This is a genomic window from Calothrix sp. CBUCES-K 9914, assembly GCF_059640475.1.
Genome location: NZ_JBXXZH010000094.1, coordinates 1 through 20892 on the forward strand (window position 1 = coordinate 1; position 20892 = coordinate 20892).

The 20892-nt window shown below is 38.5% G+C and carries 22 protein-coding genes; 9 read left to right on the plus strand and 13 right to left on the minus strand.

Translation table 11 applies throughout. The features are described from left to right. Window positions 1-16: 16 nt before the first annotated feature. The 3 genes from AC2JBO_RS20940 to AC2JBO_RS20950 form a co-directional block, all read right to left on the minus strand. Window positions 17-268 carry a hypothetical protein gene (locus AC2JBO_RS20940; RefSeq protein ID WP_496955584.1) on the minus strand — a complete coding sequence of 84 codons (252 nt, stop codon included), beginning with the start codon at window positions 266-268 and terminating at the stop codon, window positions 17-19. An 81-nt stretch (window positions 269-349) separates the two neighbouring features. Next, window positions 350-1318 carry a ParB/RepB/Spo0J family partition protein gene (locus AC2JBO_RS20945; RefSeq protein WP_496955585.1) on the minus strand — a complete coding sequence of 323 codons (969 nt, stop codon included), beginning with the start codon at window positions 1316-1318 and terminating at the stop codon, window positions 350-352. After that, window positions 1308-2084 (minus strand): ParA family protein, encoded by a 777-nt coding sequence (locus AC2JBO_RS20950; protein WP_496955586.1) that lies wholly within the window; start codon window positions 2082-2084, stop codon window positions 1308-1310. Before AC2JBO_RS20950 ends, AC2JBO_RS20945 begins: the two co-directional genes overlap by 11 nt. A 91-nt stretch (window positions 2085-2175) precedes the next feature. Between AC2JBO_RS20950 and AC2JBO_RS20955 the strand changes: the two genes are divergently transcribed. Continuing rightward, window positions 2176-2880, plus strand: a complete 705-nt coding sequence (locus AC2JBO_RS20955; protein WP_496955587.1) for a diacylglycerol/polyprenol kinase family protein — start codon at window positions 2176-2178, stop codon at window positions 2878-2880. On the opposite strand, the gene AC2JBO_RS20960 is transcribed toward AC2JBO_RS20955, so the two are convergent. The 4 genes from AC2JBO_RS20960 to AC2JBO_RS20975 are packed head-to-tail and all read right to left on the minus strand — an operon-like array spanning window position 2871 to window position 4545. Next, entirely contained in the window at window positions 2871-3308 is a 438-nt protein-coding gene (locus AC2JBO_RS20960; protein WP_496955588.1) for a hypothetical protein, read from the minus strand. The genes AC2JBO_RS20955 and AC2JBO_RS20960 overlap by 10 nt on opposite strands. 27 nt (window positions 3309-3335) lie before the next feature. Next, entirely contained in the window at window positions 3336-3791 is a 456-nt protein-coding gene (locus tag AC2JBO_RS20965; protein ID WP_496955589.1) for a hypothetical protein, read from the minus strand. A gap of 33 nt (window positions 3792-3824) precedes the next feature. Beyond that, the gene (locus AC2JBO_RS20970) at window positions 3825-4163 is read right to left on the minus strand and encodes a helix-turn-helix domain-containing protein (RefSeq protein WP_496955590.1); all 339 of its coding nucleotides are present in this window, start codon (window positions 4161-4163) and stop codon (window positions 3825-3827) included. Further along, window positions 4147-4545 carry a type II toxin-antitoxin system RelE/ParE family toxin gene (locus AC2JBO_RS20975; protein WP_496955591.1) on the minus strand — a complete coding sequence of 133 codons (399 nt, stop codon included), beginning with the start codon at window positions 4543-4545 and terminating at the stop codon, window positions 4147-4149. The genes AC2JBO_RS20970 and AC2JBO_RS20975 overlap by 17 nt, the downstream gene beginning before the upstream one ends. A gap of 94 nt (window positions 4546-4639) precedes the next feature. Between AC2JBO_RS20975 and AC2JBO_RS20980 the strand changes: the two genes are divergently transcribed. Beyond that, a complete protein-coding gene (locus tag AC2JBO_RS20980; protein WP_496955592.1) occupies window positions 4640-5020 on the plus strand; it encodes a pentapeptide repeat-containing protein in 381 nt (126 codons plus the stop codon). A gap of 148 nt (window positions 5021-5168) precedes the next feature. Here AC2JBO_RS20980 and AC2JBO_RS20985 read toward each other — a convergent pair whose 3' ends face one another. The 3 genes from AC2JBO_RS20985 to trpB all read right to left on the minus strand — a co-directional run bounded on the left by AC2JBO_RS20985 (window position 5169) and on the right by trpB (window position 8351). Beyond that, window positions 5169-5612, minus strand: a complete 444-nt coding sequence (locus AC2JBO_RS20985) for a hypothetical protein (protein ID WP_496955593.1) — start codon at window positions 5610-5612, stop codon at window positions 5169-5171. Between the two features lie 312 nt (window positions 5613-5924). After that, window positions 5925-7016 (minus strand): 3-dehydroquinate synthase, encoded by a 1092-nt coding sequence (gene aroB / locus AC2JBO_RS20990; protein ID WP_496955594.1) that lies wholly within the window; start codon window positions 7014-7016, stop codon window positions 5925-5927. Window positions 7017-7121: 105 nt separating this feature from the next. Beyond that, window positions 7122-8351: a tryptophan synthase subunit beta gene (trpB, locus tag AC2JBO_RS20995; RefSeq protein WP_496955595.1), complete on the minus strand. Its 1230-nt coding sequence runs from the start codon at window positions 8349-8351 to the stop codon at window positions 7122-7124. A 287-nt stretch (window positions 8352-8638) separates the two neighbouring features. On the opposite strand from trpB, the gene AC2JBO_RS21000 reads away from it, so the two are divergent. The 5 genes from AC2JBO_RS21000 to AC2JBO_RS21020 all read left to right on the plus strand — a co-directional run bounded on the left by AC2JBO_RS21000 (window position 8639) and on the right by AC2JBO_RS21020 (window position 13190). Further along, entirely contained in the window at window positions 8639-10078 is a 1440-nt protein-coding gene (locus AC2JBO_RS21000) for a GAF domain-containing protein (protein ID WP_496955596.1), read from the plus strand. Further along, window positions 10075-10521 carry a response regulator gene (locus AC2JBO_RS21005; RefSeq protein ID WP_496955597.1) on the plus strand — a complete coding sequence of 149 codons (447 nt, stop codon included), beginning with the start codon at window positions 10075-10077 and terminating at the stop codon, window positions 10519-10521. Before AC2JBO_RS21000 ends, AC2JBO_RS21005 begins: the two co-directional genes overlap by 4 nt. Before the next feature lie 25 nt (window positions 10522-10546). Then, on the plus strand, window positions 10547-12499 hold the full coding sequence (locus AC2JBO_RS21010; protein WP_496955598.1) for a hybrid sensor histidine kinase/response regulator: 1953 nt from the start codon (window positions 10547-10549) through the stop codon (window positions 12497-12499). Window positions 12500-12537: 38 nt separating this feature from the next. Continuing rightward, window positions 12538-12885 (plus strand): translation initiation factor, encoded by a 348-nt coding sequence (locus AC2JBO_RS21015; protein ID WP_496955599.1) that lies wholly within the window; start codon window positions 12538-12540, stop codon window positions 12883-12885. A gap of 146 nt (window positions 12886-13031) precedes the next feature. Next, window positions 13032-13190, plus strand: a complete 159-nt coding sequence (locus AC2JBO_RS21020) for a YqaE/Pmp3 family membrane protein (RefSeq protein ID WP_496955600.1) — start codon at window positions 13032-13034, stop codon at window positions 13188-13190. A 109-nt stretch (window positions 13191-13299) separates the two neighbouring features. On the opposite strand, the gene AC2JBO_RS21025 is transcribed toward AC2JBO_RS21020, so the two are convergent. The 3 genes from AC2JBO_RS21025 to nifJ all read right to left on the minus strand — a co-directional run bounded on the left by AC2JBO_RS21025 (window position 13300) and on the right by nifJ (window position 19481). Beyond that, on the minus strand, window positions 13300-14205 hold the full coding sequence (locus AC2JBO_RS21025; RefSeq protein ID WP_496955601.1) for a DUF4114 domain-containing protein: 906 nt from the start codon (window positions 14203-14205) through the stop codon (window positions 13300-13302). Between the two features lie 530 nt (window positions 14206-14735). Then, window positions 14736-15002, minus strand: a complete 267-nt coding sequence (locus AC2JBO_RS21030; protein ID WP_496955602.1) for a hypothetical protein — start codon at window positions 15000-15002, stop codon at window positions 14736-14738. 942 nt (window positions 15003-15944) lie between these two features. After that, window positions 15945-19481 carry a pyruvate:ferredoxin (flavodoxin) oxidoreductase gene (gene nifJ / locus AC2JBO_RS21035; protein WP_496955603.1) on the minus strand — a complete coding sequence of 1179 codons (3537 nt, stop codon included), beginning with the start codon at window positions 19479-19481 and terminating at the stop codon, window positions 15945-15947. Between the two features lie 520 nt (window positions 19482-20001). On the opposite strand from nifJ, the gene AC2JBO_RS21040 reads away from it, so the two are divergent. Further along, window positions 20002-20361, plus strand: a complete 360-nt coding sequence (locus tag AC2JBO_RS21040) for a four helix bundle protein (protein ID WP_496955604.1) — start codon at window positions 20002-20004, stop codon at window positions 20359-20361. Window positions 20362-20378: 17 nt separating this feature from the next. Continuing rightward, entirely contained in the window at window positions 20379-20831 is a 453-nt protein-coding gene (locus AC2JBO_RS21045) for a M67 family metallopeptidase (protein WP_496955605.1), read from the plus strand. Window positions 20832-20892 lie beyond the last annotated feature (61 nt).

Sequence of the window (20892 nt, forward strand, 5' to 3'; positions counted from 1 at the left end):
CATCTAAAAAATTGGTTTACAAATTGTTGTTACTGTACCTCATGAACTCGCAATCCGCTGTATCACCCGCGTCTTTGTTTGCAAGAGGGTTAGGTGGAGGAAGTTTCTCTACTTGCTGCGAACCATTTGTAGAAGGAATAAAGCCTATATTGTCACGAATACCGCCACCATTTTTAATCGAAATTGTCACAGTGGGATCATAGTCGCGCGCAATTGTTAAATTCGCATCTGCCGTCAAGTCACCCAAGTTCGTTTCTTGAGTTCGCACATCGCTGGACAGACATCTTTACAAAAACTTTATTTTGAGGTATGTAAGACACAGGCGCTTTGGCCTGTGCTACATGCAGACTCAATTATCATCATTGAGCATGGCTTCAATACTCGCGAGCATTTTTTCTAATTGTTTGCGCTTTTTAGGGTTATCCCAAAGCTTGGCTTTGAGAAATTGACTTGATAAATTTTTGTACCGCTCTTTTAGACTGGGGGCTTCATTCTGATTTGTATCAGGTTGTGTTGATAGTCGAATTAAATTCTTAATTGCTGACAATGATAAATCTTCTGCGACTGCTTTCTCCAATAAAGACGCGCGTTGTTCTTCATCTTTTACCCTAGATATTGCCAGCGCTTTTGTATATTCTAAGTCTCCTTTACTGAGTAATTTTAATATATCTTCAGGAAGATTAAGTAATGGCAGACGGATTTTGATAAATGATTCCCAAGTTAAGCGCCCTATAGTGTTGAACAGTTCTTCAATAGCGATACTTTCTGGCTGGGAGAAAACGTTTTCCCTTTGCAGTTCATCACCTCTGTCACATATGTTACGCATTTTGTATAAGTGACTAATTATTTCACTTTCTTTTTTATGAAGTTGTATTGCGAGTAGTGAAATAATTGCTTGAGCTTCTTCGACGGGGTTAAGGTCTTCGCGCTGGAGGTTTTCGACGATTCGGACTTGGGCTGTAGTTATATCATCGATATCGAGGATATTAACTGGGACTTCGGTAAGTTCGGCAATTTTAGACGCACGTAGGCGCCGTTCACCAGAAATTAGTTCGTATTTGTTCCCAGCTAATGGTCTGACTAACAACGGTTCGAGGACACCAAGTTTTTCAATTGAGCGGGCAAGTTCGATTAGTTTCTGCTCGTCAAAATAACGTCGTGGTTGGGAAACTGGTAATTTAATCGCGGAAATTGGCACGCTCGTTAAAGGTGCCACATTGTTATTCTCATCCGACTCGGAGGCGCCGTTGACATTTCCGAGTAGAGCAGCAACTCCTCTGAGTTGGCTGGTGTAGGGTGCTTCTTTTTTAGTTTTCATTTAATCGCTTCTCTAATTTAGATGCTATTTTTTTGAGAACTTCAACAGCTGGATTTTTTGGACTAGAAAGAGCAATAGGTAGTCGCGCTTCGCTAGCGTCGGCAAATGCAATAGTTTTAGGTATTGGGTCGAAGACTGTCGCAAGCGGTGATAACTGTTCAAGAATTGCTTTACTAGTTCTGCTTTCTTGAGCAGTACGGGAATCATACATTGTTGGAATAAATCCGGCAATCTTCAACTTACGGTTGGCGCCTTTTTTCAATGCGGCAACGGTGTTTAATAGTAAATCCGTACCCTGAAATGATTTGAATTGACATTGAATAGGAACTAAAACATGTGTGGCAGCTACTAAACTAACGACGCTGAGAATACCTAAAGATGGGGGACAATCGATCAAAATGTAATCATAATTATCTAGAATTGGTTCAAGTGCGTCTTTCAAACGCATTTCCCGCATTAAAGCAGAAACTAATTCGAGTTCTGCCGCACTCAAGTTAATATTGGCAGGCGCCAGTGACATATCATGAATGAGTTCGGGATATATAGGTAAGTCTTGTTCTCCAACAATTGCTTCATATACAGTTTTGTTGAGAGAATCTGGGTCTACTCCCATAAAAGTAGTCAGACTTGCCTGTGGGTCCATGTCTACAAGTAGGACACGGTTTTTTTTCTTTTGTGCAAGGTGGTATCCCAAGTTCATAGTCAAACTTGTTTTACCAACTCCTCCACTTTGGTTAAATAAGGCAAGAATACGAGTTGTGGTCACTTTTTTTTGTTTAGAACATTTGCATTAGATAAAGGGAGATTGTACCGCTCGATGGAATATATTACAACCAAATAGAGAAAAAATTTTAACTATGACAGATAATAATTTGATTGGTCTTGTTGTTTCTTACGTTTACGCGATAACGTTGTTGGCAACTGGTGAAGTTTTACAAAGATTTTTTGACATAAAGCCTGATATAACGCGCAAACTTGTACATATCGGCGCCGGCATGTGGGTTTTTGGTGTTTTAGCGCTGTTTGACTCTTGGCAAATTGGAATAATTCCTTTTGCTTCGTTTATTTTTGTTAATTCCCTTTTGTATCGTTATAAAGTAATCCGCGCGTTGGATGCTTCCAACTCTTCACCAGGAACTATATATTTCGCAATTTCGGTAACGCTATTATTTGCAGTATACTGGCGCCCATCTTCGATAGACCTTGTACCTATTGCCGTAGCTGGTGTAATGTCTATGACTTGGGGTGATGCACTCGCTGCATTAATTGGTAAATATTATGGTACACACAAATATCAATGTGGACAAAGTATCAGGTCATGGGAAGGTTCGGGTGTAATGTTTATAGTTACAACCTTGGCTGTTTTTTTAGTATTAAAGATTCTACCAGGTTCGTTTTTAACTCCCGACTCTCAAGTCTGGGAAATGTGGAAAATAGTTTTAGCTTCTTTACTAAGTGCAGGCGCCGCGACTATTGTTGAAGGAGTTTCTCCACATGGAACGGATAATTTAACTGTTCCATTAGTCGCTGCAGGTGTTGTAGGAATAATTAATTACATATAATTACTCTTCCTTTGTGTCCTTTGTGCCTTTGTGGTAAAAGAGTTTTTCACCACAGAGACACAAAGAGCGCAGAGACTAAGAACAGCCAGACTAAATATGTTATTGTTTTCTGGAATAGCAACAGCATTTGGAGTAAAGCTGAAGTTGCGAATGGTGTTAGTACCAATTTCTCCGAGGCTTATTGTTCTAAAACCAGATATAGGCGCCTCTGCACCTACTAAAACTCCAAAAAAGCCTGAGTCACCAGAATTACCCAAATTAACGCTACCAAAACTTTTCTGGTCTTCGAGTATAAATTTGTCTTTATTGACAGTAAAATTAAACCCAAATGCCGTAACAGGGTTAGGAAAAGCAAACTCTTCCAAACTTCCCGGAAATCCAAAACCCACTTGTAAACTCAATACCTTCGCCAAAAATATGATTGGCAAAAATACTTTTGCCGTCAGTGTTTCAAGTCAAACAAAATATTGAATCTGTCTGCTATACGCTGACCTCAGAGTCCTTATACACCAAGGTTTTGAATCTAAAAACCCGGTGTGGAATAACGGGACAGAGTTTTTAACTAGTCTGGAAATTATAGCGCTTATTTCTCTTATACGAAAAAGCCTTAATTCTAGAAGCGTTGATGCTACGTTATGACTCCGAAATCTGGCGAAGGTATTGAAACTATTATCAGATACTCTGGCGCCGCCAAGAAATCCAGAATCTGCATACTTGAATCCACTGTTAAAAACAGTATCCTCAGTTACAAATCCATTATTTTTAAAATCTTCAGTAACAATTTGTTTGCCTTGTACCGCATTATTCCAACTATCGCGGTTATTAAAGAACTGATACGCATTCGCGCACGGTGTAGTTAAAAGTACCGTATTGGTTGCAATGACAACCATTGTTAAAGCTGGTTTAAGCATATTATATGACAGTTAGAATAATTTTTTTAATAATTAACAAACAACAGTTGTACGAGCTAATTCTTGTTTTTTAATTTTTTCAAGTTGCGGCTCTCCTACTTTAATCTCAATATCGCTACCTAATTTGTTAAGATAAACTAATAATCTATCAGTTGAAAAACCGCTTAATCTACCTCTAACTAATAGAGAGATTTTTGGTTGGTCAATACCTATAATTTCGGCAGCTTGAGCTTGTGTTAAACTCAATTTACTGATAGCTTCGCTAATTTTACGTGCTAGTTGAGCTTTCAATAATCTTTCTTCAGGATTAGGCAAACCTAAGTCTTTAAATACATTTCCACTGCTAGCAGTAACTTTATCTTCTTGGTTCATTTTCTGTTTCATCTCTTTGATTTATTTCTTGTAAATAATCTTCTTGAGCTTTTTGTAACCTTCTTTTAACTAAATCTATATCTTGCTTTGATGTCGCAATACCATGTTTTGATTTTTTCTGAAAAGCGTGTAGTAAGTAAACAACACCTTCAAATTTCACTGTATATATAGCTCTATAGGTATCTCCATCAAAATTATCTACAATTTCCAAAACACCCGCTCCAGAAAAACCTTTCAAAGGTTTTGCATCGGGATGTTTTTGACCATGTTGTGCTAAATCAAGAGCATAACCCATTACATCTTGTACATCTTCAGGGAACTCCTTTAAATCATCCAAAGCGCTTGCAATAGATTTGAGAGGTTTTTCTTGATTTCTATCCATCTAATAACCATTATGCTAAAAATAGCCTATTACGTCAATAGGTAATTATAGAGCATAAATTTACTATCAACCGATATAAACCGCTTATAAGTGTATGGATGTCGAAGATTTGTTAGAAAGGTATGAGAAAGGGGAAAGAGACTTTATAGGCATTAATTTAATTGGGGTCAACTTGAGTGGTCTCGACCTGAGTGAGATTAATTTGACTGATGCTGATCTGAGCGAATCTAATTTGGTTGGTATTAAGCTCCGAAGAGCCAATCTGCAAGGGGTTAATTTATATGGATCTGGTTTGCTTGATGCCGACCTTACTGAAGCCGATCTTAGAGATACCATCTTGGAAAATACTCAATTGCGTGGTGCTAATCTTAGGGGAGCTATTGTGGATGACGCTATCAAGGATGCCGTCTTGGAAGACACTATTATGCCCGATGGACAAATTGTAACTTGCTACCCGTGGGAAATGCCACAATGAATCTGAGAACTCTTCTTGATTTTCTTCTAGTAAAGATAAGATTTTGTTGGGTTCCGCAAAGCCTCCACCCAACCTACAAGTAAAGAAAAATAAAAGGGTGAACAAAAGCGTCCACCCTCAAATGCTTTATCAAGGTTGATGAGGAAATTTAGGCTGGTTGGGGAACGCTGGTATATAAACTTTCGTGCATACGCAAAAATTGTAGCTTCTGCTTTAATTCATTGCTCATCTTCGCAACGAAAAATAAATCATCGATTAATTGTACTCCTAAAATCTTCATGACTTTGACAAACTCAGATGCATAGTCAGTTTCATGATGATTTTCATGCTCTTCTGATTCACAAATTTTTGCCAGTTCTTGTGGAGTTATCTTAAAGGCTATACTAGCTTTAATCGGCAAATCAGATATTTGCTCCGCATTTTCTAGTTCCAAAAGTATTGGGTTTTCAGGGTTATGAGTTACTAACGCTTCATATTCAGCAATTTTTATCTCAAGTTTTTGCAGCAATATTTTATCTGTATCTGAATTTGATGCAATGATTTGATTCATTTGCTCTTTAGCCATTGCTAATTCTGTTTCGTTCTTAATCATGACCTTCTACTCCAATAAGCTACAGTTAACTACTCGACCTATATATAAATGAGTTTTACTAGTCACATCAGGAAAAGTTTTATACCATTTTAATACGAAGCTACACATAATCAGTTGGCTAAAAGCCTTGCTATATAAGTATCGTTTCTATGCAGCTTCACAAAAAATTGGTATTAGGTTACTAATTTCTGACTACGCACGTTTCATTATATGTTCATTAACTTAGCAAATAAATGTTCCGGTCAAACGAATTAAAAGATGATAATAAATTATTTAAGTGAACCGGTTTGTTTATAAACCGGATTTCTTTGGCTATATTTTTTGTAATACGCGACGAATTGTATCAGTTGGAACTTTATCGGTGATTTCGACTTTGCCTATTTGTGTAGGTAAAATAAATCTCACTTTACCGTCTCTGACTTTTTTATCTACTTGTAGTGCATCAATAACTGCGTCGATATTTAAGTCTTTGGGTAAATAAGTTTGTAAACCAGCTTTGGCAATAACATTATTTTGCCGTTGAGTTTCTTGTTGACTCCACATTCCTAGTTCTACTGCTAACTCTCCTGCTGCTACCATTCCAATACCGACTGCTTCCCCGTGAATATACTGAGTGTATCCGGTTAAGCTTTCCACAGCATGTCCAATAGTGTGACCGTAATTTAAAATTGCTCGTAGTCCAGTTTCTCTTTCATCTTCACCAACTACATCGGCTTTTGCTTGGCATGATAGTTTTAGTATGGTTTCCAACAATTCGGGACTTATTGAGTTAATACTATCTAAATGTGTGGTTGCTTCCATTTGGGCAAAAAAGTCCGCGTCCCAAATTACACCATATTTAATCACTTCTGCCATACCCGCTTGAAATTCACGGTCGGGTAGTGTTTTTAGTACTTCTGGGTCTATTAAAACAAACTGTGGTTGATAAAAGGCGCCAATTAAGTTTTTACCTTTAGGATGGTTAACACCTGTTTTTCCTCCAATAGAGGAGTCTACCATTGCTAATAGTGTTGTCGGCGCCTGAACAAAGTTTATACCACGTAACCAAGTTGCAGCTGCAAACCCAGTCATGTCACCAATAACACCACCACCCAAAGCAAGAAGTGTTGAAGACCGTTCTAAGCGATTTTCCACACAAGCATCGTATATTTTTTGTACAGAGTCTAAATTTTTATAGCTCTCTCCATCGGGAAGTATACAAGTAAAAACATTATACTCAGCAGCTTTTAGTGAATTGACCACTCGTTGCCCATACAATTCAAAAACTGTTGGATTTGATACTACTAAGACTTTTTTACCAAGCTTTAATTTACTCATGTACTCACCGATGTTATCGAGAGTAGATGGTGCTATTTTTATTTCGTATGATTGCTGTGGTAGATTAACGTCAATTGTACATGCCATGTTTGAACCCCCTTATATACGGCGTTTCACACCATATAGCCTCACACCATATAATGGTGAGGCTATACGAACAAAGACTGCCTACGCAGGCTAAGTATATTTGTATTATATGTGTAGGTATTTTATTGCTGATTGTACGTCTTTGTCACCACGTCCGGAACAGTTAATAACGATGCGGGGACTACCTGTTAGTTGGGGACATAAGGTTTCAAGATAAGCGATAGCGTGAGATGTTTCCAATGCTGGAATAATACCTTCCAGACGTGATAAACGCTGAAATGCTTCGAGTGCTTCGGCATCAGTAACGCTATAATATTCCGCACGTCCAGTATCTTTAAGAAAACTATGTTCAGGCCCAACACCAGGATAGTCTAAACCTGCACTAACTGAATGTGGTTCAATTACTTGTCCTTCTTCGTCTTGCAACAAATAACTCATCGACCCATGCAGTACCCCAACTCTACCTTTTGTCAAAGTTGCTGCGTGTTTATCTGTATCGACTCCAAAACCAGCCGCTTCAACACCTATGATTCTAATGCTTTTCTCATCGATAAATTCGTGAAACAGTCCCATTGCATTAGAACCACCACCTACACACGCAATTAGAATATCTGGTAAACCACCCCATTTTTCCATTGCTTGCGCGCGTGTTTCTTGTCCTATTACAGTATGGAAGTCGCGAACCATCATTGGATATGGATGAGGTCCTGCGACTGAACCGAGTATATAATGCGTTGTTTCTACATTTGTCACCCAGTCGCGAATTGCTTCAGATGTCGCATCTTTGAGTGTACCTGTACCTGCTTCAACTGGACGAACTTCGGCGCCCATTAATTTCATTCTAAATACGTTCAAAGCTTGACGTTCCATATCATGAACGCCCATATATACAATACACTCCAATCCAAATCGAGCGCACACAGTCGCTGTTGCTACACCGTGTTGTCCGGCGCCTGTTTCTGCAATAATGCGCTTTTTACCCATACGCACAGCTAATAGTACTTGACCTAACGCATTATTAATTTTATGGGCGCCAGTATGATTTAAATCCTCACGCTTTAAGTAAATTTGCGGCGCTGAATTATCTTGAGCATAATGCTTTGTCAAACGTTCAGCAAAATATAATGGAGTCGCGCGTCCAACATAGTCACGCAATAATTGTTGTAACTCAGCTTGAAACCCTGGCTCATTGCGATACTGTTGATATGCAGTCTCAAGTTCAAACAAAGCTGGCATTAATGTTTCGGGTACATACTTACCACCAAAGCGTCCAAAACGTCCAAGAGCATCTGGTCGCTGTGTAGTTAGGGTAAGGTGTTGAGGTGTTATGGTCACGGCTAGTACAGGCAATTACAGAACGTACCTAATTATAGGCAATTTAGTCTCCTGATAAACTGATGTTTATTTTGGTTTTTCGTAGACAAAACGGCGCCAGATGTGATTTACATATCAAATGAACCCAGCAATTGTAGGGTGCGTGACGCTACCAAAAAGTACTCAATTATATTAGGAACTAGTAGCGTCACGCACCATCTGTGACTCATATACGGGCGCCAGATTTGATTTACATACAAGATGGTGCGTGAAAGCAGTTTGATTTTTCGTTATATTTGTAGAGTGTAATGGCTTTCACGCACCCTACAAAAATGAACCCAGAAAAATTAGCAAGGTTGCGAAGCTTGTGTCGTGATGAAACGGCTTTCTTGGAGGTACAAGAAATTGTAGCAGGTGAAGTTCAGGGTTTAGAGGAGGAAATTAATCGAGCTTATTTTCAGGTAGAACGGCAAAAAACGCTACTGCGCGTCATTACCCGTTTACGCGAACCTGTAGAGTTGGAAACAATTTTTAAAGCGACAGCTACTGAGGTTCGTCAGCTTTTGCAAGCAGACCGTGTAGGTGTGTTCCGCTTTTATCCTGACTCAGGTTGGAATGACGGAGAATTTGTTTCTGAGGACGTTGACCCTGCTTTTAAGTCAGCTATTGCACAAAAAGTTCATGACCACTGTTTTGGCGAGCAGTTTGCCGTTAGTTATCAGTATGGACGAATTCAAGCAGTTGCCGATATTTATAATGCTGGGTTAAGCGACTGCCATATTAAAGTACTTTCTCAATTTCAGGTTCGGGCAAATTTAATTGTGCCACTTCTAAACGGTGAAAACCTTTGGGGACTGCTTTGTATCCATCAATGTCAGGCGCCACGGCAGTGGCACTTAGTTGAGATTGAATTTGTTAGTCAAATTGGTAATCATTTGGGGGTTGCATTACAGCACCTAGAACTGATGGCAGAACTCCGAGTCGAAGTGGAAGAGCGAATGAAAGCCGAGCAACGTGTGCAAGGTTTAAATCAGGGTTTACGAAAAGCTCTTATTGAGATGAAGGCAGTAAATAAAGAATTGGAGGCCTTTAGCTATTCAGTTTCCCACGACTTACGGGCGCCTCTACGCAGTATTGATGGATTTAGTTTAGCAATACTCGAAGACTGCCTCGACCAATTGGACACAACAGGACAAGACTATCTGCGTCGTATTCGAGCTGCAACTCAACGGATGGGGCAATTAATCGATGACCTATTGACTTTATCACGAGTCACGCGCAGCGAGATGCGGATGGAAACTGTAGATTTAAGCTTGTTAGCTAGTGGCGTCTGCAATAATTTACAGCACGACTCTCGACAGGTGGAGTTTACTATCCAAACGGGCTTGTTCGCTCAAGGGGATAGTAATTTATTACAAGTTTTGTTAGAAAATTTATTAAACAATGCTTGGAAATTTACGAATAAGCGCCACCAAGCCAAAATAGAGTTTGGGGGAACATTACAGGAAAACGGCATCCCAGTTTACTTCGTTCGAGATAATGGTGTGGGCTTCGATATGACGTATAGTGATAAATTATTCAGACCCTTCCAACGGTTGCACGGAATGCAAGAATTTCCAGGTAACGGAATTGGACTAGCTACCGTACAGCGAATTATCCACCGACATGGTGGTCGAGTGTGGGCACAAGGGTCTGTTGGACAAGGAGCAACGTTTTATTTTACTTTAGAAGAAGAGGCAGGAGCATGAATGTGAGTGCAAACAAAAGTATCCTTTTGGTAGAGGATAACCCTGATGATGAAGCACTGGCAATTCGCGCGCTCAAACGTCACCACGTTGGTAATGAAATTGTGGTTGCCCATGACGGAGTTGAAGCTTTAGATTATTTGTTCGGTACAGGCATTTTTGCAGGACGGAATATTAATATCAAACCAACAGTGATTTTATTAGATTTGAAGCTACCCAGGATTGATGGGCTTGAAGTATTGCGTCGTTTACGAGAAGATGAACGTACCAAGCTCCTGCCGGTGGTGGTCTTAACTACTTCTAACGAAGAACAAGATTTAATCGATAGTTATAGTTTGGGGTGCAACAGTTACATTCGTAAACCTGTCGATTTCATCCAATTTTCAGATGCAATTCGACAATTGGGGATGTACTGGTTATTAATGAATGAAGTACCCCCCATTTAGCTCATTAATATTTCGAGGTTACAAAATGAACACTCACCTACGTGTTCTCATCGTTGAGGATTCGGAAGATGATACTCTCCTTACTTTGCGAGAGCTACGTCGAGGTGGCTATACACTCGATTATGTTCGAGTTGATACTCGTGATGCAATGCAATCCGTTTTAGAAGAGCCTTGGGATATTGTAATTGCAGATTATAGTATGCCAACTTTCAGCGCTCCAGAAGCTTTAAATATTCTCCAAAGTCGAAAGTTAGATTTGCCGTTTATTATTATTTCTGGCACTATTGGAGAAGATACTGCTGTCGCCTCAATGAAAGCTGGAGCTTCCGACTATTTAATTAAAGGTAATTTAGCTCGTTTAGTTCCTGCGGTCGAGCGAGAGTTACGCGAAGCACAGGAGCGCAATAAACGTTACATTGCAGAACAAGCTTTACAACAAGCTCAACAACAAATTCGTGAACAAGCTGCTTTGTTAGACGTTGCTACCGATGCCATTTGCGTTCAAAACTTAGAACACCAGCTTTCGTATTGGAATAAAGGTGCTGAACGTTTATATGGATGGAAAGCAGAGGAAATTATTGGCAAAAGTGCCGTTTCACTTTTATATCGAAAAGATAAAGACTTGCCATTTGATGTTATGTTGTCAATGGTGGTAACGGAAGGTAAATGGCAGGGTGAGTTATCGCAGGTGACAAAGGACGGTAAAGATATTATTGTTGAGAGTCGCTGGACTTTAATGCGCGATAGTAATGGTGCCCCGAAATTTATTCTAAATGTTAGCACGGACATTACAGAGAAAAAACAGCTTCAAGCGCAGTTTTTACGTGCCCAACGGTTAGAAAGTGTCGGAACCCTTGCCAGTGGTATTGCTCATGACTTCAATAACATTCTGACTCCAGTTTTAGCAGTTGCTCAACTATTGCCTTTAAAATTTCCCGACCTTGATAATAATACTCGACAACTGTTAAAAATTTTGGAAGACAGTGCCAAGCGAGGTGCTGACTTAGTGAGACAGATTTTATCGTTTACTCGTCGAGGAGTAGAAGGAAGTCATAGTTTAGTTCAAGTTGGGCACTTACTTTTAGATGTGGCACAGGTAGCTGAAAGAACTTTTCCAAAATCTATTCAAACCCATACTAATATAGCATCTAACCTTTGGACTATTTTTGCAGACGCAACGCAAATCCATCAAGTACTGATGAACTTAATAGTCAATGCTCGTGATGCAATGCCTGATGGAGGTACGCTCAAAATAGGTGCCGAAAACATTTTTGTTGATGCTGCTTATGCTCGTATGTATATGGATGCCGGGGTGGGACGATATGTTATGATTACTATCGCCGATACCGGAACTGGAATTGCACCAAATATAATAGACCGTATCTTCGACCCCTTTTTTACAACCAAAGAAGTAGGCAAAGGAACAGGTTTAGGATTATCTACAGCAATAGGTATTATTAAAAATCATAGTGGTTTTGTGAATGTTAACAGCGAGTTAGGAAAAGGAAGCATATTTAAAGTATACCTACCAAGTAATCAAGAGCCTCAACCCGAAGAAATCATTCACGCAGAACTAATAAATGGGAACGGCGAATTAATTTTGGTAGTAGATGACGAAACTGCAATATGTGAAATTACTAAAACAACGCTTTTAAGCCATAATTACGAAGTTATTACTGCCAAAGACGGAGTTGAAGCGCTTACAATTTTTGCTCAGTACAAAAATGATATAGATTTAGTGTTAATAGACTTAATGATGCCATCTATGGACGGTCATACTACAATTCAAGCGTTACAACGTATCAATCCGCAGGCGCCAATAATTGCCATGAGCGGATTAATATCAAATTTGAGTAATGCTTATAATCGAAGTATCAATATACAAGAATTTTTACCCAAACCCTTTACAACCCAAACATTACTATATACCCTACAAAAAGTACTCCACCCAAATCTGAATAAATCTGTGCAGTCATAAATCAAGATATAATCAGGGTAAATTTCTACTCGGTACTTATGGCAAAGAAAGGAAATTCAAATGAAAGCGGTTTTGCTTGGCGTGAATTTGGTGATGGTAGGAACTCAGCAGCGTTTGAGCGACCCGTTGAGGAATTACCACCTAACCAGCAAAATGTGCGCGTACAAGCGACCCGTGCGGGACGTAAGGGTAAAACTGTCACCGTCATTACTGGGTTTCAAGCCAAACCGGAAACTTTGGAAGCTTTATTGAAACAGCTAAAAACGCAGTGTGGTACAGGTGGAACATTAAAAGACAATGAAATAGAGATACAAGGTGAACACAAGCAAAAAATTCTCGATATTCTAATCAAAATGGGCTATAAAGCTAAAATTAGTGGTGGGTAAAAAGCTATTCATACGACAATTTAGTACGGTTTACCGAATAAAATTCGGAATCACATTCACTCGTGTTGATATTAAGCTTGTAAATATAACAAGTTAGATGGTTTGCTTTATTATTCAGGGCGCCATCAATACAAAGGAGAATGTAAATGGATTTAGTTCGGATTATCTGTGCTATCTTCTTACCCCCATTGGGTGTATTCTTACAAGTAGGTATAGGTATAGATTTTTGGATTAATATACTATTGACGCTTTTTGGATACATTCCTGGTATCGTTCACGCGATTTGGGTTATCGCTAAGAAGTAAAGGTTTTATTTCGTACTCAGTAAAACATACCGCTTTAATTAATTTTAAAGCGGTATAAATTTATATATTACTTTCAAGTACAATAATTTATCATCAAATTAAGCTAAAATTAGATGGATTTTGTGCTATCATTTTTACCAGTGTGACGGCGCCGTGATTTGAGTAAGCCAACTACACCAATACCAAGCAATGCGGCGCCACCAGTTGGTTCAGGTACACTTTGAATACCAGCAAGCGCGCGAGCATTATTTTTACCAACATCGATTACAAAAACAGTGTCATTATAATCTTTGTCACCACCGCCCCACAAATCTTCAAAGCCAACAACTAACAAGTCGTTAAAATAGTATGCCATTGCGTGCTGCAAACCATCTGGGTTGAGTTTATCATTTAAACTCCAAATGCCTTTCGTATTTTGCTGGTTCAATACGCTTGTACCAGATATTCCACCGTTAATATCATTCGCAAGTAATAAAAAGTCTAACTGAGTACCAGCTTTTTGAGTACCGATACTTACCCAGTCACCGACATTCAAAGGTTTATCTGTCTTTGTCTTATTTGCCAGAGCTTCGTTGGGGTTGGCACAGAAAGAGCTAAAGTTAGCAATATTATCTGTAGTGCTACAAGAAGTATCGCCGAAAAGTTTACCTGTGTTGGTTGTGTTACCAAAGGTTGACTTGTAATCTAAACGGTTACGATACCCACCTGCTGTCTCACCAAGAAAAAAGACATTAACGTTATGGTCTTCCTGCAAAATAAATTTGGAAAGGTCTACCTTTTGAGCGTTAATTGTTTTTAGGTCAAGTTGACGTGCTTCCTTACCTACAAAATCACGCATATTTTGCAAATTATCTTTGAAGTAGGAAGGCGCCTCATTTCTACTTTTGATTTCGGGTGATGCAGTAACATTTACAGTCTCTGGTGTAGCAGCAATTGCGCTTGCTGGTGTGGTGTTAACAAGCATTCCAGTAATTGTTGTCGCAGCAAATAAACCAGTTAATAGATTCTTATTCACGTTCATGTTCCTCATAAATCAAAATCGTTTGTGTTATGTCACAGTTCTAATTTTATTTCTTTGGCGTTGTCTATAGTTATTATTTACTTTTATTCTAACCTTCAATTTTTCAGTATTTATTGTACGTATATAAGAATATTGAATAATTATTTTAAAGCTTTATTGTTAAAAATAAAATTTTCAATAAATTTACTAATAAAAATTTTCCACAAGTAAATTAATAAGTATATTTAAAATTAATTGATTATCGTAATTATACTGAAATATCGAGTTGAATTGAGCCTTACTCAAATCAAACGTTCAGACATTAAGTAAAAAGACTGAATGTATAAATGAAAACAACCGTAATTTCTAGTAGTGCGATTTTTTTATGCTTTAAATTCTAATTTGCTCACTCATGAAACGTGCAAATCTATGTATAGCAGGTATTTGCGAACAGTTACCTAGTATTCATCGAATAGTAAAGAGTCATTACTAATGACCTCATCAGAGCAACGTTATGTAAGCAAGAGTTTTTTATTTTGCATTGTTTAGTTATAATATGTAGTACAGCGTAGATTTTTCTCGTCGAGATAGGCGCCGGGTATCCAAGAAGTTTTTAATATGTTGCGACCTAAATTTAACGTTCCTCGAAAGATAACACATTCGTCCTGGGCGAAAAAATCATAGGCGCCTGTACTAATATATTTAAGGTACGTTGTTTGCTGATACGTAAACCCTTGTTTGGTCAACTCTTCTAAAAACTCGTCATGACGGTCAAATATATCTTGGTCTATCAACCAGTTAACTTCTTTCACTTTGCGTCCTTTGCGTGCTTTGCGGTTTATTTTATTTAACCGCAAAGTTCGCAAAGAAAGAATAATACTATTGTATTACACAAGTTTTGAAGTTATTGTAATTAGATTCTGTAAAATAATTTTCGGCGCCGATTAGTAATATTTTGCCGTTTTGCTTTATTGGTAGTGATGAGGGAGTTGTCTAAGTTAATATAACTTGTGCCAAATAAGTTTATATCTTTGGCATTAATATTAGATGATACTGTTAGATTAACACTATTGCAATATATAAAATAAATATTTTAACCTCATACTATTAAATACTGTATATAATCATGAGTAAATACCTTGCTTAAATTCAAATCAAGCAAGGTAAATGTATGCTATGGCTTAATTATTTAGTTTGTTTGTGACTGCATAGGAAACTATCATTTGCATATTTAGTATGACTTGTGCAAAGCTATTTGGCATTGGTAATTATATTGAATTTAATATTTAGTAGTGATTTGGGTGTAAGTATAAATACTGGGAAGGACTCAAATCTTTACTACGATAAATAATAATTATGATTCCGTTACTTTTCTTGACAATGGAGTGGGAAAGTATGATATGAAAAAAACAGAAAAATAATTTATATAAAATGGTATATTATAAAATGTATCGTCAGCCATACATGATGTTAACAAGCGCAAAAGCTTGTGTAAAAGAATATTCTTTTCAGCAGATGTTAACAACTTGTTAGTGTCAGTAAAATTAAGACGTATATATTCATACACTGTCTTTCCTGAAAGTGGAGGGTCTATCATGTTTACGACTGTTATATTTCTCAGTGGTTACGCTTTATTTTCCGCACTGTTTGTATCGAGCATCAAGTAATTTGTTCGTAGGCACCTCTATATATAGATATACCTCTATATACTCTGTGGTCAAAATATTTTATCTCACCACAGAGTAACAGAGGAATTATTTGAGTTCTTCAAGTTGTCTTGCTGCTAAGTATTCGTACATTTTCCAACGCGCGTTAACTTCTGCTTGTGCTTCATTAAGTAAACGTTTGGCCAGTTCTGGTTTGGAACGGGAAAGTATTTTGAAACGGTTTTCAGCATACATTGAGTGTTCTATTGGTTGTTTGGGTTCTCGCATGTCTAACAGCAAGGGGTTTTTACCAAGTTTTAGTAAGTCGGGGTTGTAGCGATATAACAACCAGCGTCCTGACTCGACTAAGTTTTTTTGGTGGTTCATTGCTGTAGTCATGTTGATGCCGTGTGCTATACAGTGACTGTAAGCAATAATTAATGATGGACCATCGTATGCTTCTGCTTCTAAAAATGCTTTGAGTGTATGTTCATCACGGGCGCCCATAGCAACGCTGGCTACATATATATTACCGTAGGTCATCGCAATTAATCCTAAGTCTTTTTTTGCAGCAGGTTTACCACTTGCGGCAAATTTTGCAACGGCGCCTTTTGGAGTTGATTTTGATGATTGTCCACCCGTGTTAGAATACACTTCTGTGTCCATAACCAAAACGTTAACGTTACGTCCGCTAGCAAGTATATGGTCAAGTCCACCAAAGTCTATATCATACGCCCAACCGTCACCACCTACTATCCAAACGCTTTTACGAACTAAATAATCAACTAGCAATTTTAGATTACTTGTTTCTGTTAAATGCTGCTTTAATAATTCTATCCGCGCGCGTTGGTCATATATATCAGCTTCGGTGTTTTGGGGAGCGTTTAAAATAGACTCTACTAAGTCTTGAGGTAGTTCTTCAGATTTTCTGAGTGACTCTGCTGCATATTCTGCGTGTTTATCTAACGATAGACGAAAACCAAAGCCAAATTCGGCGTTATCTTCAAATAAGTTATTCGACCAAGCTGGACCTCGACCTTCGGCATTTTTTGTCCAGGGTGTTGTTGGCAGGTTTCCTCCATATATAGATGAACATCCTGTAGCGTTAGCAACCATCGCTCTATCGCCAAATAGCTGTGTTAATAGTTTTAAATAGGGAGTTTCACCGCATCCTCCACAGGCACCAGAAAATTCAAACAAGGGTTCAGTAAGTTGCTGCTGACGAATTTGGTTTAATTTGAGTTTAGTACGGTCAGGTAGTGGTAAGTTTAAAAAGAAATCCCAATTTTCAGATTCTTGTGTACGCAAAGGTAATTGTGGTTCCATGTTTATAGCTTTGCGTTCTGGTTGGGTTTTGTTTCTAGCTGGGCAAACTTCAACACAAATACCACATCCTGTACAGTCGGATGGCGCCACTTGTATAGTAAACTGCTGACCAGCAAAGTCTTTATCCCTAGCGTTCGTTGACTTGAAACTTACAGGCGCCTTAACTAATTCATTTGCATCATAAGCTTTACTGCGTATTGCTGCATGAGGACAAACTATAACGCATTTACTGCATTGAATACACACGTCTGTATCCCATACAGGTATTTCTTCAGCAACGTCGCGTTTTTCCCATTTTGCTGTACCCGTTGGGAAAGTACCATCTGCAGGTAACGCACTAACAGGTAGATTATCTCCTTCAAATACCATCATTGTACCAAGGACATCACGAATAAATTGCGGCGCTGATACAAGATTTGGGATTTTTGATTTTTGATTTTTGATTGGGCTTTGGGTTAAATTGGGGATATCTACTTTTTGAAGATTAGTTAAGGTGTTATCAACAGCATCTAAGTTCTTACGAACAACATCGGCACCTTTTTTACCGTAAGTTTTTTCAATAGCTTGTTTAATTTTTGCGATAGCTTCGTCTTGGGGTAATACACCAGCTAATGCAAAAAAGCAAACTTGCATGATAGTATTAATGCGGTTACCCATTCCGTTATCACGAGCCACTTTATTCGCATCAATTACATACAGCTTCAATTGTTTATCGATAATTTGCTGTTGAACTCCTGCGGGAATATGTTCCCATACAGAACTAGCGTCATATGGACTATTAACTAAAAAAGTGGCGCCATGAACAGCGTCTTTGAGAATATTAATTCTTTCTAAGAATATCCATTGATGACACCCGATGAAGTTAGCTTTGTCAATAAGGTATGTAGAACGAATAGCTTCAGTTCCAAACCGTAAGTGGGAAACCGTCATTGAACCTGATTTTTTGGAGTCATAAACAAAATAACCTTGAGCAAAGTTATCTGTTTCTTCACCGATAATTTTAATCGAGTTTTTATTGGCGCCAATAGTACCATCTGAACCGAGTCCATAGAACATTGCCCGAACTACTTTATCTGACTCGGTGGAAAAGTTGGTGTCATAAAGTAGTGAAGTATAGCTAACATCATCATTAATACCAACTGTGAAGTGATTTTTTGGCTGTGTACGCGCGAGGTTATTGAAAACAGCTTGCACCATCGCAGGAGTAAATTCCTTTGAAGACAACCCATAACGACCACCAATTATCTTAGGAGTGCTGAGTGCCCAAGCTTCGTAAATAGCGGTAACAACATCTAAATAAAGAGGTTCTCCTGCACTTCCAGGTTCTTTGGTACGGTCGAGAACAGCTATTGATTTTACAGTACTAGGTAATACATCTACAAACTTTTGTACATCAAAGGGACGATATAACCGGACTTTGACGACACCGACTTTTTCACCACGCAAGTTCAAGTAATCTACAGTTTCATGTACTGTTTCACATCCAGACCCCATAATCACAATAACTTTTTCAGCATCTGCGGCGCCGTGGTATTCATATATTTTGTAATATCTGCCTGTACGCTTGCCAAAATCATCCATAACTTGCTGAACAATATCTGGACAAGCTTGATAGTAAGGATTGGCACCTTCTCTAGATTGAAAATACACATCGGGGTTTTGTGCAGTTCCACGTAGCACAGGACGGTCAGGAGTTAAAGCGCGCGCACGATGTGCAAGTATTAAATCTTCGTCTATAAGTGACTTCAAATCATCATCTTGTAATAATTCGACCTTTTGGACTTCGTGGGAAGTACGGAAACCATCAAAGAAGTGCATGATGCTAACTCGTGTTTTCAGAGTAGCAGCTTGAGCTATTAAAGCAAAATCATGCGCTTCTTGTACAGATGCAGAACACAACATGACAAACCCAGTAGCGCGCACTGCCATCACATCACTATGGTCACCAAATATAGATAGCGCATGAGTCGCAAGCGCGCGTGCAGCAACGTGAACTACAGCGCTCGTTAACTCTCCAGCGATTTTATATAAATTGGGTATCATCAACAACAACCCCTGTGAAGAAGTAAAAGTTGTTGTTAGTGAACCAGCGAGTATAGCACCATGTGCAGCAGCAATGGCGCCTGCTTCGCTTTGCATTTCAATAACGCTAGGAACAGTACCCCATAAATTCGTATGGGAGACTGCAGACCAAGCATCTGCCCATTCTCCCATAGCGGAAGAAGGCGTTATTGGATAAATTGCAATAACTTCATTCAAACGGTAAGCAACACGAGCAACCGCTTCATTCCCATCAATAGTGGCAAATTTTTTACTCATACCAACAGCCAAAGACACCAAAACGAATACAGCAAGTACTTAACATTTTTGATTTTTTGGTATCAATTTTCTGTTACTCCCTGACAAACAACACTTTCAACAAATGTTCACACATTGTGACAATTTACAAACGTAGGGTGCGTAACGCCATAACAATCATTAAACGAAGCAATAATCTTGTAGCGTAACGCACCATAAACGATAACAATCATCCAACGCGCGTAAATAATTAAAGTCAGGTGCGTAACGCTACAAGCCTTATAGCTACGTTGAAATTCTTTCGTAGCGTTACGCACCCTACGTTGTATGTAAATCGTGTCAAATCCTAAAACATTAAAAAAAAATTAATTTAATCAAGTTTTTTTGAATTAAAACTTAATTTTAAATTTAAATATGTTTCCAAAATTATTAAAAGTTATTATTGTGTCAATATTAATTTAAATATTTGTTAAGATATTCGGATATTATTTAAATCTGTTGAATATTTAGAATCAGTAAAATTAGGAGGTATATAGACTCAATGACAGACTTTAGAGAAATCAAGGAATGGGACAAAGCCCATGAACTAACGGTGGCAGTGTACCAAGTAACTCAGGACTTTCCGGAAACTGAAATTTTAGGGTTGACCCAGCAAATCCGTTTGGCCTGTTCTGCAATTCCAATTAAGATAGCTCAGGGCTACGATAGAGAAGATAATGAAGAAAAGATTAATTATTTAGAGTTAGCTCGTGATAGTGCTACGGAAGTTAAATACTTTCTGTTGCTCAGTTATGAGTTACAAATGTTACCAATAGTTGAGTATGACCGTTTAGTGAGCAGAGCAGTAGAAATCAAGGAAATGCTAGAAGATTTAATCGAAAAATTAAATAAGAAGTTTTAGGTTGTAGTACTTTTTCTATGATTCAACTTACAAACTCACAACTGCAAGTCCTGATCGCACACGCAGAACGCGCGTATCCAGAAGAGTGCTGTGGTATTCTGGTTGGTGAAATTTTAGGTAGTGACAAGCAGTGTGTCAAAGTTATCGCAACACAAAACGCTTGGAATACACAGGAAACTCCTGATTTATTCGGTGATGACCAAGAATACAGTCGGAATAGAAGGTATACAATAGCACCATCAGATTTATTGCAGGCACAAAAACAAGCGCGCGAAGAAGAGTTGAGTATTATTGGTATATTTCACTCACACACCGATAATCCAGCAATACCTTCTGAATTTGACCGTGAGTATGCTTGGCAAGAGTATTCGTATATTATTGTTTCCGTTCAACACTCACAGGTTGCTGACATTAAAAGTTGGTATTTAGACGAAAACCACAAGTTTCAAGAGGAACTCATCAAAATTTAACTACATAGCCTGCGCTCGTCTGGCTTTGCTCATATAGCCTCACCCTTATAGGATACCGCTG